We start from the raw sequence: 16,072 nt of genomic DNA on the forward strand, positions 1-16,072 counted from the left end.
TACATTTTGTTAAGAGTAGCATACAATAATGGTAAGAGGTGGTAAATTTGACCATTTTAAACAGGGTGAAGGAATTAAGAGCTCGCTTTAATTTCACGCAAAGTGTATTAGCAGAAAAGGTTGGAGTAACGAGACAAACGATCGCTGCAATTGAAAAAGGGGATTATGTTCCTTCGTTGTTATTAGCACTTACGATTTGTGATGTATTCGAGTTAAAGATGGAAGATGTGTTTGTTTTAAATAAGGAGGGGGAAGAGGATGAATAGAATTGGGGTTTCTTATATCTTAAATGTGCTGAGATTTATGATAGCTTTTTGGGCATTTATTGAGCTCTATTATGCTTGGATAGAGCTAGCAAATATTATTGAAACTGAGAAAGTACCGTTTGAAGTAACAATCAATATGATACCATTCGGATTGTTATTAATTGTGGCTATTACAACAACTGTTTTTTATAAAGTTCAAAAGAAGAAACATAAAGCTCTTTCTTATTGGATGTACCCGTTATTATTTCCACAAGAAGACGAGCGAGAAAATGCAATTACACAAAAGGCATGCCGGACAACATTTGTGTCATTCTGGTATGGAATAGTTATTGCTATTGGATTTTTAACACTTTCTCCTGTAGCTAATTTATATATTCCTGGATACCCATTATATATTTTATTTTTCATGCTTTTTATTCAAATGACAGTCTTTTACGTATCCCTGTACAGAAATAAATTAGTCTAAAAAAGAAACCTTCTTGCTGAAGCAAGAAGGTTTCTTTTCAGCTTACACTTGTACATATAGCAATATTGTCTTATCATTTTATATAGAGTAAGATTTTGTAACGGAAAGGAATTGTATATGAATAAGCAAAGAATTTATAGTATAGTAGCAATCCTTCTATTTGTTGTAGGTGGTGTATTAATCGGAAAGCCATTTTATGATGGATATCAGGCTGAAAAGAAACAGACTGGAAATGTACAAGCTGTTCAAAAGATGGATTATGAAAAGCATGAGACGGAATTTGTAGATGCTTCGAAAATTAATCAACCAGACTTGGCAGAAGTAGCGAATGCATCATTAGATAAGAAACAAGTAATCGGTCGTATTTCGATTCCAAGTATTTCAGTAGAACTTCCTGTTTTAAAAGCGTCGACTGAAAAGAATTTATTATCAGGTGCGGCAACTGTAAAAGAAAATCAAGTGATGGGACAAGGGAATTATGCGCTTGCAGGGCATAATATGTCAAAAAAAGGTGTTTTATTTAGTGATGTATCAACTTTAAAAAAGAACGATAAAATTTATTTGTATGACAATGCAAATGAGTATGAGTATACTGTTACCGGTGTATCTGAAGTGACTCCTGATAAATGGGAAGTTGTAGAGGATCATGGGAAAAATGAGATAACGCTTATTACATGTGTATCTGTTAAAGATAATTCTAAGCGTTTTGTTATTACGGGTGATCTAGTAGGAACGAAGGCGAAGAAATAAAGAAAAAAGAAGGTTCACTCTTTAAAGAGTGAACCTTCTTTTTTATCAAATATTGGGAAATAAAGAATATTTTAGTTGGTATTTAAGTATTTTTCTATTTTTGTATAATAAAGTAATGATTCTAGATTTTGGGGGGAACAAAAGTGAAACAGCAAGTAAAAAAACTTCTTTTAACAACAAGTGTAGCGTTATTGGTAGCGCCAATTTCTACTTATGCACATCCAGGACGTACAGATGCTAATGGTGGACATACGTGTCGTACAAATTGTGAAAAATGGGGATTGCAGTACGGGGAATATCATTATCACAATAAACCAGCTTCTAGTAGTGGTACAACGAGCCCAGCTCCTAGCCAAAATAATAATGGTGCTGTAGAAGCTGAAAGAAAAGCAGAAGCGCAGCACAATGCGGAGGCAGAAAAACAACGTGCTGCAGAAGCACAGCGTAAAGCAGAGGAAGAGAGACAGCATGCTGCAGAAGAACAGCGCAAAGTAGAGGAAGAGAGCCAGCGTGCTGCAGAAGAACAACGCAAAGCAGAAGAAGCACGTAAGGCAGAGGAAGCGCAGCGTAAAGCTGAGGCTGAAAAGGGACAAGCTGAAGGGCAAAAAAGCGGAGAGACAGATTTTAAAGCAGGAAAAAACAATGCAGAAGGACATGTAGCTGGAAAGTCAGATGCATATAAACAAGCATTTACAACTGCTTATGCTGTAACGTGGTCTTTAGAAGAACAGAAAAAAGCGCATTTTGAAAAAGGTAAAGAGCAAGGGTTAGCACAAGAGACAATGGACGATAGTCAAATTACTCCTGAGTTTAAGGTGAACTTTGCAGAAGGTTTCCAAGTAGGTAATAAAGAGAGAACCGAAAAGATTGAAAAAGAACAAGCGGAACTTGGTGAAAAGGCTGGTAAAGAATTAGCTGAAAAGAAACCTGGGAATACTGAAAAGGATGTATATGTGAAAGCATATGAAACCGCGTATGAAAAGGGATATAAGTCTGCTAAAAAGGCAGCGGAAAAAGCTGGATATACATATGCATTTGAAAACTACGACTTAAAAGTTCCTGCTAAGTATGAAAAGAATGAAACATTAAAGAAATGGTTTACTGAAGGATTTAAATCAAATAAAAAGGCAGCGGAAATTCGAGAAGAAGGATATAAAAAAGGAGACAGCTGGCTTTCATTCTTCTATAAGAGTTTCGTGCCAAGTGAATATAAAGAACATAAAGGCTTGTATGAACAAGCAATAGAAAAGGGAAAGAAAGCGTAAAAAAAGATGAGGAAAATTCCTCATCTTTTTTTAATCCATCCATTTCACTAATTTCTTAGAAATTAATAATAAAACAAAACCTAAAATAATCGCTGCAGCTCCGATTACTGTAAATACTTCAGCATATCCAAGTGAAGTTGTGAAGCTTGCAAGTTGTCCGCCTATAATGTTGGCGATTCCCGAGCTTGCTAGCCATACACCCATTAATAAAGAAGCAAGTTTTACTGGAGCAAGTGCGCTAACCATTGATAGTCCAACAGGTGATAAGAATAGTTCACCTAACGTATGGAAAAGATACGTAAAGACGATAAATAGTAAGTTTGCTTTTTCTGTAATGTTATGTTCATCACTACCTGTTTTTAATGTAGCGATAACAAGAATGATATAACCGATACCAAGTAGGATCATACCAAGTCCCATTTTTGTTGGGATTTTCATGTCACCATTTTTTCTAGTTGCAAGTTTTGCCCATAATGCTGAAATGACTGGAGCAAGTAAAATAATAAATAACGGATTGACCGATTGGAACCAAGATGTTGGAACTTCCCATCCGAACACAGAGCGGTCTACAAATTTGTTTGTATACAATGTTAACGAACTACCAGCTTGTTCAAAGCCAGCCCAGAAGAAGACAACAAAGCATGTTAAAATGACGATAACTGCGGTACGTTGTTTTTCTTTTTTTGTTAACGGTGTATCTCCTACTGTCTGTTGTCCAGCAGCCGTTTGCAAATCGCGAGATGGTTTTTTACCGATATCACCAAGGAAGCGATTAGATAGTGTTGTAAATAAAATTTGTCCAATAATCATTCCGATTGAAGCAGCTAAGAAGCCGTAACGGAATCCGAAATGTACAACGCCATCAACTGTTGTTTTGAATAAATTTTCTGATAAAAATCCACAAACGAGTGGAGCTAAAAATGAACCGACGTTAATACCCATATAGAAAATTGTAAATGCACTATCACGTTTTGGATCGTTCTCTTCGTATAATTCTCCAACAAGTGTAGAGATATTTGGTTTGAAGAATCCATTACCGATAATAATAAGCGCTAATCCGAGGTATAGGCCCAATTGGTTTTGCAAGGCAAATAGTGTAAGGTTACCGAGTGCCATTGTTATACCACCAATTGTGATTGCTTTTCGTCTACCTAGAAAACGGTCTGTTAAGTATCCACCAATCATTGGTGTAAAATAACAGGCTCCAGTATAAAACCCGTAAATAGAGAGTGCCCATGCGGGACTAAACCCAAGACCACCACTTACTAAAGCTGTCGTTAAATATAATGTTAATAATCCTCGTAATCCATAGTAACTAAATCTTTCCCACATTTCTGTAAAGAAGAGTAAGTATAAACCTGGAGGATGTTTCTTTTTTCTTTGTTGTTCTTTTTCTAGTTGTATCGCTGATTCCATGTTATTTTCCTCCTGACACAAACAAAAACAAAGTTAATAATTTTGTACATTTAATATTTTACCTTATTAACTATTATAAGTCAATAAAGGTTGATTTTTCAGAAGAAATTGGAAAAGGGAAGTAGTTATAGAATGGGTGTTTCTTTTATGGTAGACTATGGACTATGTTTTCTTTGTAAGGAAGCGGATTATCGCGCTTTTCCTACGTGTGGAATGGATTTCATACATGATGAAATTGAAGAAGGAGAAAGAAATGAACTTGTTACAGAAAAAAGAAATTTTACTTATTAGTCTTATGTTATTCTCTATGTTCTTTGGAGCAGGGAATCTTATATTCCCACCTTTCCTCGGATACGAAGCGGGAGAGCATGTGTGGATTTCATTGTTAGGTTTTATTATGTCAGCAACAGGGCTTCCGATATTAGGGGTTATTGCTATTGCGAAGGCAGGAAGCTTTCAAACGTTAGCGGGTAGAGTTCATTCTTCATTTGCCATTATTTTTCCGTGTATTGTATATGTATTTATTGGACCTGGTCTTGGTATACCGCGTGCAGGAAGTTTAGCTTTTGAAATGGGTCCAGGGCAGTTACTCCCAGAAGCGGGAAGCGTTGTATTATTGTTTTACACAGTTATTTTCTTTAGTATTGTATATTGGTTAAGTTTATCACCATCTAAATTAATGGGCTTGTTTGGAAAGGTTTTAACACCTTTATTATTATGTATGATTGCCATTATATTTATAAAAAGTATGTTTACATCAGTAGGCAGTTTGAAAGAGTCTGCAGGAAATTATGGACAAGCTCCTATGTTCCAAGGGTTTTTAGACGGATATTTAACGATGGATGCGTTAGCGGCTTTAATATTTGGGATTGTTATTGCAAATGCTTTGCGTGCAAAAGGTATTGAAGATGATAAAGGTTTAGCTAAATATATGAGTATTGCTGGAATCGGGGCAGGACTATTACTATCTGTTATTTATGTCGTCCTCGGATATGTTGGTTCAATTAGTGGCTCGTTGGGGACATTTGATAACGGTGCGCAAGTGTTAGCGCAAGTTATGACGGCATTATTTGGACAAGGTGGAGTAGTTTTATTAGGTCTTATTTTTACTATCGCGTGTTTATGTGTTTCGATTGGACTCGTTACGTCTTGTAGTCAATTTTTCGCTAGTGTATTTCCGAAAGTATCTTATAAAGTTTGGGCGTTTATATTAAGTCTTGTTAGTATGATCTTAGCTAATTTAGGATTAACACAAATTTTAAAAGTATCAGTACCAATTCTCGGATTTATTTATCCCGTTGCACTAACCCTTATTATTTTAGGGTTATTCCATAAGTATATTGGAAAGTATGTATATGTATATTCGGTCACGATTGGAATCGTAGCGTTATTTAGTGCGATTGATATTTTAAATAAAAATGTGATGATGAATAAGTGGACACCAGTATTGAAATACATTCCGTTTTATACAGAAGGTGTTGGATGGATTGTTCCAGCTATTTTCGGTGTTTGTATTGGTGTTATTGTTAGTATTGCTATAAATAAGAAGAAATAAGTAAGAGGTGTTTTCCTATTTCGGAAAACACCTTTCTTTTTTGGAAAAATGGTATCGAACATGAATAGACTAATAGTATGATAAGGGTAATTGGTAATATATAGGTTGATTGAAAAATCGATGATGAGGGGGGAGTATATGAAGGAGGATTTAAACAAGAAAATAGAAGCGCTCGAAACGGCAATTGAAACGATGCAAGAGACACTTTATGAATTGAAAGCGAAGCAAAGAAAAATAGAAGTAGATAAAGTTCAACAAAATGTTAATAAGGAAAAGAAAGAATATATTGAGGCGGTAAGTAATGAAAAGTTACAAGAAGACGTAGTAAAGACGAGGGAATCCATACAAGAGCAAAAGGTGAAACAAGTAGATATATCTGCATTTAAGCCCGCACCATTTAATATTATAAAGTTTTGTCAAACATGGTTACCACGCATATTTGTCGGTATTATGCTACTTGGCGTTATTTGGTTATTTAAAGCAGGAGTAGATGCTGGATTATTAACACCAGCGATACGGGTTGTGTTTGGTATAGTACTATCTGCCGGTTTGTATTACGTAGGAGATATACAAATTAAAAGAGAGCGGCAAGCGTTAGGGTTAGTATTAGCTGGAGGAAGTATTACGGGAATTGTTTTAACAACGTTTGCGGCACATTATTTATATGAGTTTATTCCTGCAAGTATTGCGTTTATCTGTAATATTGTATGGGTTATTTTAGGGATTTATTTAGCGAAAAGATATAGCTCGGAATACCTCGCTATTTTCGTGGCGGTTGGAGCATTTTTTGTTCCTTTCTTGTTAAATAGTACGACTCCTAATACGTATATTTTCTTTAGTTATGAGACTATATTAACAATTAGCCTATTATGGTATGCATTGAGAAACCGTTATAATTACTTGTATATGATTTCTTATGTTGTTGCGGCAATTGTCCTATTTGTCTTCTTTGTTGTTATGTCAATATTGGTAGAGAATGTGCAAGTACAGTTAACGGTTGTATACGGTACAATTCATTTGCTGTTATTTTGGCATATGTTTTCGGAGAGGAATTTTATACAAGAAGCAAGATTGGCGATATTTAGTGCAAATGCAGTTTTCTTTATTTTAGCGATCTCCCAAATTCCTGAATTTACAACGTGGGGATTAGTTATAAGTGCATTTGTGCATGCTGTTATGTTTGTACTTGAATATAGGAAGAATAAACATTCTGTATTTACAAATCTAATATTTGGCTTTGCAATGGGGTCATTTAGTTTAGCGATTTTATACGAGTATAGTTTGGGAAATGCAGCGATCGTATTATTGTTACAAGGTTTCCTCGGTATGGTTACTGCTATTAAAGTAAAGCAAAATATTAAGTTGTATGTAGGTGCAACGATTTATGCGATTGGAATGGTACAGACGATTTTTAGCCCGTTTGATGAGTTCATTTCAGCAGGGTTTGTTGCTCATATTATTTTAATAGGAACGTTCTATTATTGCATGATACAAGCAAAAGAAGTGTTAGCGAGTTTAGGTAAATATGTTTATTCTATAGCGCTCTACTCGTTAATGGTTATTGTATTTATTACAATTACGAGGATCGGTGAAGTTCTTTCTACAGATGGAAGTATAATTAGCGTATCTGTATCATTATTATGGATGGTATATGCTTTATTTGCAGTTTGGTTTGGCCGTAATAGACATATGAACGAAATACTATATGCGGGTTTAGTCGTATTAATAGTGACAGTAGGGAAGTTATTCCTTCTTGACTTACCAGAGGTGTCTATGATGATCAGGGCTGTGTTATTCTTAATCGTTGGTAGTATAGGTATCGTTATTTCAAGAATGTTTTTCTCAAAAGAAGAGAAGTGAGAAGAAGGCAATCCATATCCGGATTGCCTTTTTCATTATTTTTTATTAATCGTTACAGTTTCATTATATTTCGCTGTTGTGTTTTGACGTAGACGAAGTGTTGCCTGTCCAGTTGTATTTGGATCAAGTTGTACGTTCACAATTTTTTCAGCAGATCCTTGGTTATTTGTTATGAAAGAGAATGTACTGCTATATCCGAAAGAAGACGGCCAAGTGCCATTTGTATTTTGAACTTTTGCTACCTGTGTTCCGCCAGTTGTGAAAATACCTAAAGAATAATTATTGTATGTTGTATTTGGTAATAAGTTATTTACTTGAATCTTCATTTGGAATACTTCATTGTTTGGTAGAATGCTAGGGTGCGTAATTACGTAATCACTCGTTGTCACTGCACCGTTATAGCCGTATGAACCTGGTTTGAAAGTATTTGTATTGAACCACTGGTAACCTTGACTTGGTGCGCTCCAAGGTTCTGGTTGTGGTTCTGTTGATAAACTTGGTTGTTCAAATGTTTGTAGAGCTGTAGGTGCATCAAGCTGTAAACCACTTACTTGATCTAAGCTTGTAAATGTTTCTTGCTTCGCTAACCAATTCACTATGTTTTCTAATAGAACAGCATCGTTTTCTTCTTTATAACCATCATAAGTTTTCTTTGTTTGACCTGAGTCTTCGCGAACATATTTTGGCGATGCATCTTCAACAGGAGAAGAATCACCAATAAAGGCTGCTTTTCCAAGACCAACTTTTGCAATAGCAGCATAAGGCCCTTCTGCAACACCACCGCCGTTATAAACGCCGCTATCAACAGCGTTATTCCATTTTGATGGATTTTCTGGAAGATATACAAGACCTTTCGCTAGTTTTGGATTTGTAATCGCAAGAGTAGAACCGGCATGCATTGCTACAGATGAAACGCCAGTTGTAATTCCGAATGATTGCGCAGGTGAGACGATATTTTTAGCTGAAACATCACCAAGTGCATTGTAACGGAAGCGAATACCGAAATTATCGGATAGCCAATCAGAGCTTTCTACTCCTTGCATAGCTTGTGATGTTGTTTCTTCATTAGACATACCCTTTGCTGGATTATCCCATGCCCCGCGTCTATATCCATTAAACACTTCTGAGGAGTCCCAGCGGTTTTTATTACGATCTGCATTATAATGATCGGCAATGAAGAAAATACTGCCACCGTTTTTCACGTATTGTAACATTGCATCTTGCTCAGATTTTTTATAAGGAATATTTGCTTCGGGAACGATAAACACATTGTAATTTTTTAAATCGTCGTATGTAATAGATGTTGATTTACGAAGTTCCTTTACATGATATCCGTTTTGGGCAATGCCGTTTCCGAAATCAGAAAAACCGCCATCAATAACCCAGTCAGCTGTCCCAGCCGTTTGACCGTGCGTATTATCAAATAATACTTTCTTCCCATTGTTTTGGTTTACAACTTTTGCAGCAATTTCAGGAGCGGGGTCTACGGGGCTTTCGGCATAAGTAGACGGAATATAGGCACTGCCTATACTAAGTGTGATTGCTGTTGCTAAAGAAAATTGAATCCATTTTTTATTCTTCATAGAAGAATCCCCCTAATAATAAATATATGTGCTTTAATAATGTAATCTATTTTTTTTAGGAAAGAAAGATAGAAAATATTAAATAGTGTAAAGATAACGTTAATTTAATTGAGAAATATTTATGTGAATAATGAAAAAATCTCTTCCTAGTAAATGAGGAAGAGATCATAGGTTTAACTAATTTTTGAATTAGGTGTTTCATCAATCTTATGAAAACCTTTCATATAATACACGATAGCCAAGCCGATAAGCCAAATTGGACCGACGATTAATGCGATTCGTGTATCTTCTGAATAGGCCATGATACCTAGTACAAGTACAAGGAAGCCGAGTGAGAAATATGAACTTAATGGGTGTAAAGGCATTTTATATGCTAGCTTATCCTTTTTATTAGTCTGTAATCCTTTACGGAATTTAATTTGCGCGACTAATATAATTCCCCAAGTCCAAATTGCACCGAAAGTTGAAATACTAGTTAGCCATGTAAACACTTTTGCAGGAACAAGGTAGTTTAATATAACGCCAACGAGTAAAACGATTGCTGTTGCTATAATTCCTTGACTAGGAATACCGTTTTTATTTAAACGGCCGAATCGTTCAGGAGCTTTCTTTTGTTGTGCTAATGTAAATAGCATACGGCCTGTACTAAACAAACCACCGTTACAAGAAGAAAGAGCAGCTGTTAAAACGACAAAGTTAATAATACCTGCTGCCTTTGCAATACCGATTTGCTGGAACGTTAGTACGAATGGACTGCCTTTCTCACCAAATTCGTTCCAAGGATAAATTGCCATCATAACGAATAGAGCTCCAACGTAGAATAATAAGATTCTCCAAAATACGTTATCAATTGCTTTTGCAAGTGTTTTTTTTGGATTTTGAGCTTCACCAGCTGTAACCCCGATAAGTTCGACTCCTAAATAAGCGAATAATACCATCTGTAAGGAAAGTAGTAATCCAGAGAATCCATTTGGGAACCAGCCTCCGTGCTCCCAAAGATTTGAAATGCCAGTTGCGACGCCTCCGTTTCCAAATCCGAATAAAATAATCCCAGCACCGACTACTATCATACAGATAATTGTGACAATTTTAATGAGAGCAAACCAAAACTCAAGTTCTCCAAATACTTTTACAGATAAGAAGTTGAAAGCACTCATTAATAAAAGAGCTAGTAACGCCCAGATCCAACGCGGGATATCTGGGAACCAGTACTGCATGTAAATTCCTGCCGCTGTAATTTCCGCCATACAAGTAACAACCCATAAAAACCAGTAATTCCAGCCTGTAATATATCCAGCTAGTGGGCTGATGTAATCATTTGCATATTTACTAAAAGAGCCAGCAACTGGTTGTTCAATTGCCATTTCTCCGAGTGCGCGCATAATGAAAAAAATAACGAGTCCGGCAATCATATAACCTAGTAAAATGGATGGGCCAGCTAGTTTAATAGCGGAAGCTGATCCTAAAAATAATCCAACGCCAATAGCTGAACCGAGAGACATTAAGGTAATATGTCGTTCTTTTAAACCACGGTTTAAAGTTTCAGATTTGTTTGTTTGCTGCATAAGAAGAATACCCCCTGTAGAGTGAACGATATTTGAATGCGTTTACTAAATATTTAACTATTTCAAATTATAAAACATTTCTATCTGTTATGCTACAAAAATAATCATAATACACTGTACTACATCTGATCTTGTCAGACTTAAACTTAAAATTCTAACTATTAGAGAATATATTGACTCTTCTTTTTATTGATTGTTAAGATTAAGTATTACATTTTCTCACATACTAATAAGAAAAGAATGTGTGATAATAATTCAGGTGTAGGAAGGGTACATAAGTATGTTTCAATTACAAAAGTATAACACTTCTGTGAAGCAAGAAATTTTGGCTGGCATCACAACTTTTTTTACATTTGCGTATATTCTTGTCATCAATCCGAAAATATTATCTGATGCAGGTGTACCATTTGATCAAGCATTTACGGCAACTATTATTGCGACAGTTGTTGGAACGCTATGTATGGCGTTTTTAGCTAACTATCCAATTGTTATTGCTCCAGCTATGGGAATGAATGCGTATTTTGCTTATTCTGTTGTTCAACAGGCAGAGGGGATTACATATGTCATTGCGTTTTCGGCAGTATTTGTAACAGGTATCATTTTTCTTTTATTATCGTTCACTTCATTTAGGCAAAAGCTAATTGTCGCAATTCCTGACAGTTTAAAACATGCGATTGCAGGTGGAATTGGGTTATTTATTGCTTTTATTGGATTACGTCTATCTGGAATTATCGTTGATCATCCATCTAACTTAGTTACGATTGGTGACTTCCATTCTCCAGCCGTTATTTTAACTCTAATTGGTTTAATATTAGCGGCGGTATTAATGGTATTACGTGTTAGTGGAGCATTGTTTATTAGTATGATTGTGACAGGGATTATTGCTTTCTTTACAGGGCAATTAAAGTTTGAAAATAACATTGTCGCAATGCCACATTTGCCAGAAGGCATCATTGTTTCAAACCCTATCAATGCATTTTCGGATGTAATTCAATACGGGTTATATGGAGTTATTTTTTCATTCTTACTTGTACTTTTATTTGATACAACAGGTGCTTTACTCGGTTTAATTAAACAAGCAGGTTTAAATACAGATAACACTGAAAAGCGCTTTGGTAAGGCGTTCATTGCGGATGCAATTGGTGGGACGACAGGTTCTATCTTTGGGACAAGCCCGACAGCAGCGACAATTGAATCGTCAGCAGGAATTGCTGCAGGTGGTAAAACTGGATTGACAGGTATTGTAGTCGTTTGTTTAACGATTATAACGGCATTCTTTAGCCCTGTTATTGCCTCTTTATCAAGTGTAGCAGCTATTACAGCTCCTTCTTTAATTATAGTAGGTAGTTTAATGGCACAAAGCATTCGTGATATTAATTGGAATGAATTCGAAGATGCATTACCGGCATTTTTAATTTTCGTTGGTATTCCGTTAACATCTAGTATTGCGAATGGAATTGCAATCGGATTTTTAGTGTATCCAATTTTAAAAATTGCGAAGGGAAAAGGGATGGAGGTACATCCATTACTATACTTATTTACAATTTTATTTGGATGTCATTTATTCTTATAATATAGATATAGAAAGGGGGCTTCTTATGAGAGGCCCTTTTTTGTGTATAATAAAGTAAAACTATAAACGGTGGGGCTTTTGTTCATTCCCACTGCTTATCAGCCCTCACCAATCGGGCGTTTTACTATCCGTTAATGTAGGGTAAGGTGAAAATTAAATCAATTACGTAAAATATAAATTACTTAATGGAATATATATGTTACAATAAAGGTAGAGGAGGAACATGAATGGCTGTAAGTAAAATAAAAGTCGCGCGTGTTCAGTTAGATTTAACACAGCAACAATTAGCAGAAAAAGTAGGCGTTACAAGGCAAACGATTAGTTTAATTGAGAAGGGGAAATACAATCCGTCTTTAGATTTATGTTTGAAAATTTGTTATGCAGTAGATAAAACATTGAATGATTTGTTTTGGGAGGAAAAGGAGTGATAGGGTGAAAATCGTGAAAGATGAACGTTTAATGATTGAGGGGTTAAAACATATTAGACTAGTTTTCATCTTACAAAATATCGTCATACTAGGTATTGTTTTTTATCGCTACGTTTTGCAAGGTGCAGGATATGAAAGTGTTTCAGATTTATTAATGGTATTTATGGGCGGGATCGTAGTTATTAACTTTTTAAACTTAAAAAATTCGGTGGAAGTGTATGAGCATACGGGGGGAGTATCGCGTAGTTATTTTATGAAGCTATTATTAATTCCAGTAGGTATTGTTATTGGAATTTTAGCTATTTGTATCGTGGCAACACCTGATATTTCGATAAAGGAAATTAGTTTGACAGCACTTATTATGTTGGCTTGTTTTTTAGTTCCTAGTTTGTTTATATACATATATATGAAAAAGATAAAAAGTGAAGATTGAAATATAAGAAAGGCTTTCCCATATTGCGGAAAGCTTTTCTTATATCCTTTTATACAGTACTTTATGAAGGCCAATTGGTTCAATTTCAAAGATTTCACCATGTTCCTGGAAGTCTAAGCGCTTGTAATAGTCAGCCACAGTAATTCGGCCATTACACCATAATATATTTGCTTGGCGTTCTTGTAAGATTTGTTCCGCCTTCTGAATTAAGGAGCTTCCAGCACGTTTGTTTCGAAATGCAGGTAATGTTGCCATTCCTCGTAGACGATAATGAATACCTGCTGGTAAGTCAGGGTATATTTCTTTTGAGAAAGAAGCGATACTAATAAGTTCATCGTTTATAAATGCGCCTAAGTGGAAGCTGTCTGTTTCATAGTCGGAAGAGTATTTACAATCTGTTAATGTTTGACTTGGGCGCAAAATTTTTTGACGTAATACGTAAGTTTCAGATCCATCAATATTTTTCACGGTAATCATATTAACATCCTTTCTTATAAGCCTTTTTCTGTTAGTTGTATAAAGAAATAGGCAGGTGCGGCGAAAAGTCCGAGTATGCTAGCAGTGCCGAGAAGGAGTGCAAGTAAGAGGCAAGAGTATTTTATTCCATTCGATTTTTTCCACCCGTAACTACAAATTTCAATGCTAACACCGATGAGAATAATGGCAACTAGTATTTCCGCTAATAATAAGAGAGCTAAAGTTACAATAGACATAATGTGATCCATCCTCATAATATATGATAGTAACATTTTACCATATGAAATGGAAAAAAATGCCCCTCAATTATGTGAGGGGCATTTTTCTATTCTAATATGCTTTTCAGTGTATCGATATGTTCTTTTGAACCTGTGACAAGCAATGTATCACCGTGTTGTAGTCTCGTATCACCATGCGGTATTAATGCTTTATTACCACGGTAAATTTGGATGACGAGTACGTCGCCTAAAAACGGAAGGCGGCGTAGTGCAACACCATTATATTTATTGCTGCGTAGTTCGACTTCACGAACTGTTTCATTTGCTGTTGTAATTAAGCGAACAAGACTTGGTTTATCAATAAGTGCACGTAATAGAATTCGTGTAGAGTTAATTGTTGAGAATACGGCGATATGTTCTTGTGTTGCTTTCTCTTGTAGAAGCGGATCTTCTACACTTGCAATAACATGTTCAACACCTAGTTCTTTTGCGTGTTCTGCTAATAATAAGTTTTGTTTATCATCACTTGTTGCAACAACAACACGGTCTGCATTAAATGCTGTTTGTTTAGCTAATGATGCGATTGTGATGTCATCTAATTTCACGATAGGGAAGTCATGTGATTTCGCTTCCTCATCATTTATTTTATTTTGACGCATCATATATAGTGTTACGTCATAATCTTCTCGTTTTAAATCAAGTGATAACGGAAGGGTAATTCTGCTCGCACCAATAATAGAAACTTTTGGTTTTGGTGTTTCTACTTTTGGGAACATTTTTTTAAATAATATAGGTGCAAAAATACAAGTAATAACTGCGCTTAAAATAAGGGATGCTGATAAACTTGGGCTAATGATGCCTAGCTTTTCACCGATTTGTGCAGCCGCAATAACTAAAGAAAGTGTTGATGTTAACAAAATAGCACTTCCGAGTACGATATTGCGTGGGTACCATTTTCGTAAGACGAGTGACGGTAACAGTTTTGAAATAAAGAGTCCCACGATTAGAATTGGGATCATTAGCATGCTAGAAGGCTCTTTAAAAATAGACCATACTTCTAGATTTACACCAACCATTACGAAGAAAATAGGGATGAAGAAACCATATCCGATGGAATCAAGTTTTTCAACCATATCTTCATTTGGTGATAATAAAGATACGAGTACACCTGCTAAAAAGGCTCCCAAAATGTTTTCTGCCCCAACAGATTCAGACAATCCAACTAATATTAAGATGAGTGCGAAAACAGCTCGTGTATCAATTTGTACACTACCGGCTTTTAAGCTTTCTAGGTATGGAATATTTTTAAAGCGTCTTGCGACAAAGTAAATTACAATACCAGCGCCGAATAGAAGAAGTAGAAGCCACATGCTTTGGCCACTTTCGGAATTTAATCCGACGAATACAGCGAGTAAAATCATTGTAACTAAGTCTGCGATAACAGCGACTAATAAAATGATTTGCCCGATTGCAGTCTTTCCTAAGTTATTCTCTTTTAATGTTGGTACGACAACACCTAAAGAAATAGTTGAAATAATTAAAGTCATGAACATTGCATTGTCTACAAATCCTAGCCATACGAATATTAATGATAGGGCATAAGATAAGATGAAAATAAATAAGAAGATAATGCTTGCTGCTTGGAATGTGTTTGGTTCGTTTGTCGTATTCTTTTTCCCTTTTTGTTTAAAGATAGAAAAGTCAATTTCTAAACCACTTAAAAACATTAGGAAGATAAAACCTAGTGTTGATAAGACTTGAAGCCACATATCTGGCTCAATGATGTTAAATCCACTTTTACCTACAAAGATTCCTGCGATAATTTCTGCAACAACGACAGGAAGTGCTTTTAATTTAAAGCGTTGTAACAAAAGGGGAACGAAAAACGCGATTGCGACGACAACCATAAGTGATAGAACAGAAGAATGATGTTCCACTGCGTTCTCTCCCTTCAAATAAATATAGTACCTATTTAGCCATATAATAGGTAGAAAATCAACGCATATGGGTTCGATTTCATAAAGAAAGAGTTTTCTTAACATTTGTCATAATAAGTATATTTTTCATGATTATGTTGTTAATTCCGAAATGTGGATGTAATAGGGGAGGGGATAAAGTGAAACTTTAATCAGTGGGGGTTTTGTTCATCCCAACTGATTATTAGCCTTCACCAATCGGGTTTTTACGGGCAGTTGATCCCCCACCTAACTTCGTTGC

General features: G+C 35.7%; 15 protein-coding genes. 9 read left to right on the plus strand and 6 right to left on the minus strand.

The features are described 5' to 3' along the window. The first annotated feature begins 47 nt into the window (after positions 1–47). The 4 genes from LUS72_RS03490 (at position 48) to LUS72_RS03505 (ending at position 2,747) form a co-directional block, all read left to right on the plus strand. The gene (locus tag LUS72_RS03490) at positions 48–266 is read left to right on the plus strand and encodes a helix-turn-helix transcriptional regulator (protein WP_002167109.1); all 219 of its coding nucleotides are present in this window, start codon (positions 48–50) and stop codon (positions 264–266) included. Further along, entirely contained in the window at positions 259–732 is a 474-nt protein-coding gene (locus LUS72_RS03495) for a DUF2178 domain-containing protein (RefSeq protein ID WP_097832890.1), read from the plus strand. The genes LUS72_RS03490 and LUS72_RS03495 overlap by 8 nt, the downstream gene beginning before the upstream one ends. Before the next feature lie 117 nt (positions 733–849). After that, positions 850–1,482, plus strand: a complete 633-nt coding sequence (locus LUS72_RS03500; protein ID WP_097832891.1) for a class A sortase — start codon at positions 850–852, stop codon at positions 1,480–1,482. Positions 1,483–1,625: 143 nt separating this feature from the next. Beyond that, positions 1,626–2,747, plus strand: a complete 1,122-nt coding sequence (locus LUS72_RS03505) for a YHYH domain-containing protein (protein ID WP_264448602.1) — start codon at positions 1,626–1,628, stop codon at positions 2,745–2,747. A 30-nt stretch (positions 2,748–2,777) separates the two neighbouring features. On the opposite strand, the gene LUS72_RS03510 is transcribed toward LUS72_RS03505, so the two are convergent. Beyond that, positions 2,778–4,163, minus strand: coding sequence for a peptide MFS transporter (locus LUS72_RS03510; protein WP_097832893.1), 1,386 nt, complete (start codon positions 4,161–4,163; stop codon positions 2,778–2,780). A gap of 253 nt (positions 4,164–4,416) precedes the next feature. Between LUS72_RS03510 and brnQ1 the strand changes: the two genes are divergently transcribed. Both brnQ1 and LUS72_RS03520 read left to right on the plus strand, forming a co-directional pair. Then, complete coding sequence (gene brnQ1, locus LUS72_RS03515) at positions 4,417–5,718, plus strand: branched-chain amino acid transport system II carrier protein BrnQ1 (protein ID WP_264448603.1); 1,302 nt, start codon at positions 4,417–4,419, stop codon at positions 5,716–5,718. A gap of 138 nt (positions 5,719–5,856) precedes the next feature. Continuing rightward, positions 5,857–7,578 carry a DUF2339 domain-containing protein gene (locus tag LUS72_RS03520; protein WP_264448604.1) on the plus strand — a complete coding sequence of 574 codons (1,722 nt, stop codon included), beginning with the start codon at positions 5,857–5,859 and terminating at the stop codon, positions 7,576–7,578. Between the two features lie 35 nt (positions 7,579–7,613). Here the strand turns inward: LUS72_RS03520 and LUS72_RS03525 are convergent, their stop codons facing one another. Beyond that, positions 7,614–9,161 (minus strand): DUF2194 domain-containing protein, encoded by a 1,548-nt coding sequence (locus LUS72_RS03525; RefSeq protein ID WP_264448605.1) that lies wholly within the window; start codon positions 9,159–9,161, stop codon positions 7,614–7,616. Positions 9,162–9,334: 173 nt separating this feature from the next. Then, positions 9,335–10,726, minus strand: a complete 1,392-nt coding sequence (locus tag LUS72_RS03530) for an amino acid permease (protein ID WP_097832897.1) — start codon at positions 10,724–10,726, stop codon at positions 9,335–9,337. Between the two features lie 280 nt (positions 10,727–11,006). Between LUS72_RS03530 and LUS72_RS03535 the strand changes: the two genes are divergently transcribed. The 3 genes from LUS72_RS03535 to LUS72_RS03545 all read left to right on the plus strand — a co-directional run bounded on the left by LUS72_RS03535 (position 11,007) and on the right by LUS72_RS03545 (position 13,160). Beyond that, positions 11,007–12,299 (plus strand): NCS2 family permease, encoded by a 1,293-nt coding sequence (locus LUS72_RS03535; RefSeq protein WP_071743728.1) that lies wholly within the window; start codon positions 11,007–11,009, stop codon positions 12,297–12,299. A gap of 227 nt (positions 12,300–12,526) precedes the next feature. Continuing rightward, a complete protein-coding gene (locus tag LUS72_RS03540; RefSeq protein ID WP_000301182.1) occupies positions 12,527–12,727 on the plus strand; it encodes a helix-turn-helix transcriptional regulator in 201 nt (66 codons plus the stop codon). A 4-nt stretch (positions 12,728–12,731) separates the two neighbouring features. Further along, positions 12,732–13,160 carry a hypothetical protein gene (locus LUS72_RS03545; RefSeq protein WP_264448606.1) on the plus strand — a complete coding sequence of 143 codons (429 nt, stop codon included), beginning with the start codon at positions 12,732–12,734 and terminating at the stop codon, positions 13,158–13,160. Positions 13,161–13,199: 39 nt separating this feature from the next. Here LUS72_RS03545 and LUS72_RS03550 read toward each other — a convergent pair whose 3' ends face one another. Genes LUS72_RS03550 through LUS72_RS03560 form a run of 3 tightly spaced genes read right to left on the minus strand, consistent with a single transcriptional unit; the run spans position 13,200 to position 15,792 of the window. Further along, on the minus strand, positions 13,200–13,637 hold the full coding sequence (locus LUS72_RS03550) for a GNAT family N-acetyltransferase (protein WP_264448607.1): 438 nt from the start codon (positions 13,635–13,637) through the stop codon (positions 13,200–13,202). A gap of 14 nt (positions 13,638–13,651) precedes the next feature. Beyond that, on the minus strand, positions 13,652–13,909 hold the full coding sequence (locus LUS72_RS03555) for a DUF4022 family protein (protein ID WP_141533281.1): 258 nt from the start codon (positions 13,907–13,909) through the stop codon (positions 13,652–13,654). A 53-nt stretch (positions 13,910–13,962) separates the two neighbouring features. Then, a complete protein-coding gene (locus LUS72_RS03560; protein WP_097832900.1) occupies positions 13,963–15,792 on the minus strand; it encodes a monovalent cation:proton antiporter family protein in 1,830 nt (609 codons plus the stop codon). Between the last annotated feature and the right edge of the window lie 280 nt (positions 15,793–16,072).

The sequence above is a fragment of the Bacillus cereus genome, assembly GCF_025917685.1.
Taxonomy (GTDB): domain Bacteria; phylum Bacillota; class Bacilli; order Bacillales; family Bacillaceae_G; genus Bacillus_A; species Bacillus_A cereus_AT.

Coding starts and splice junctions, on each gene's coding strand:
- LUS72_RS03495 (WP_097832890.1), top strand. CDS start 259: ATGAATAGAATTGGGGTTTCTTATATCTTAAATGTGCTGAGATTTATG.
- LUS72_RS03500 (WP_097832891.1), top strand. CDS start 850: ATGAATAAGCAAAGAATTTATAGTATAGTAGCAATCCTTCTATTTGTT.
- LUS72_RS03510 (WP_097832893.1), bottom strand. CDS start 4,163: ATGGAATCAGCGATACAACTAGAAAAAGAACAACAAAGAAAAAAGAAA.
- brnQ1 (WP_264448603.1), top strand. CDS start 4,417: ATGAACTTGTTACAGAAAAAAGAAATTTTACTTATTAGTCTTATGTTA.
- LUS72_RS03520 (WP_264448604.1), top strand. CDS start 5,857: ATGAAGGAGGATTTAAACAAGAAAATAGAAGCGCTCGAAACGGCAATT.
- LUS72_RS03525 (WP_264448605.1), bottom strand. CDS start 9,161: ATGAAGAATAAAAAATGGATTCAATTTTCTTTAGCAACAGCAATCACA.
- LUS72_RS03530 (WP_097832897.1), bottom strand. CDS start 10,726: ATGCAGCAAACAAACAAATCTGAAACTTTAAACCGTGGTTTAAAAGAA.
- LUS72_RS03535 (WP_071743728.1), top strand. CDS start 11,007: ATGTTTCAATTACAAAAGTATAACACTTCTGTGAAGCAAGAAATTTTG.
- LUS72_RS03540 (WP_000301182.1), top strand. CDS start 12,527: ATGGCTGTAAGTAAAATAAAAGTCGCGCGTGTTCAGTTAGATTTAACA.
- LUS72_RS03550 (WP_264448607.1), bottom strand. CDS start 13,637: ATGATTACCGTGAAAAATATTGATGGATCTGAAACTTACGTATTACGT.
- LUS72_RS03555 (WP_141533281.1), bottom strand. CDS start 13,909: ATGTTACTATCATATATTATGAGGATGGATCACATTATGTCTATTGTA.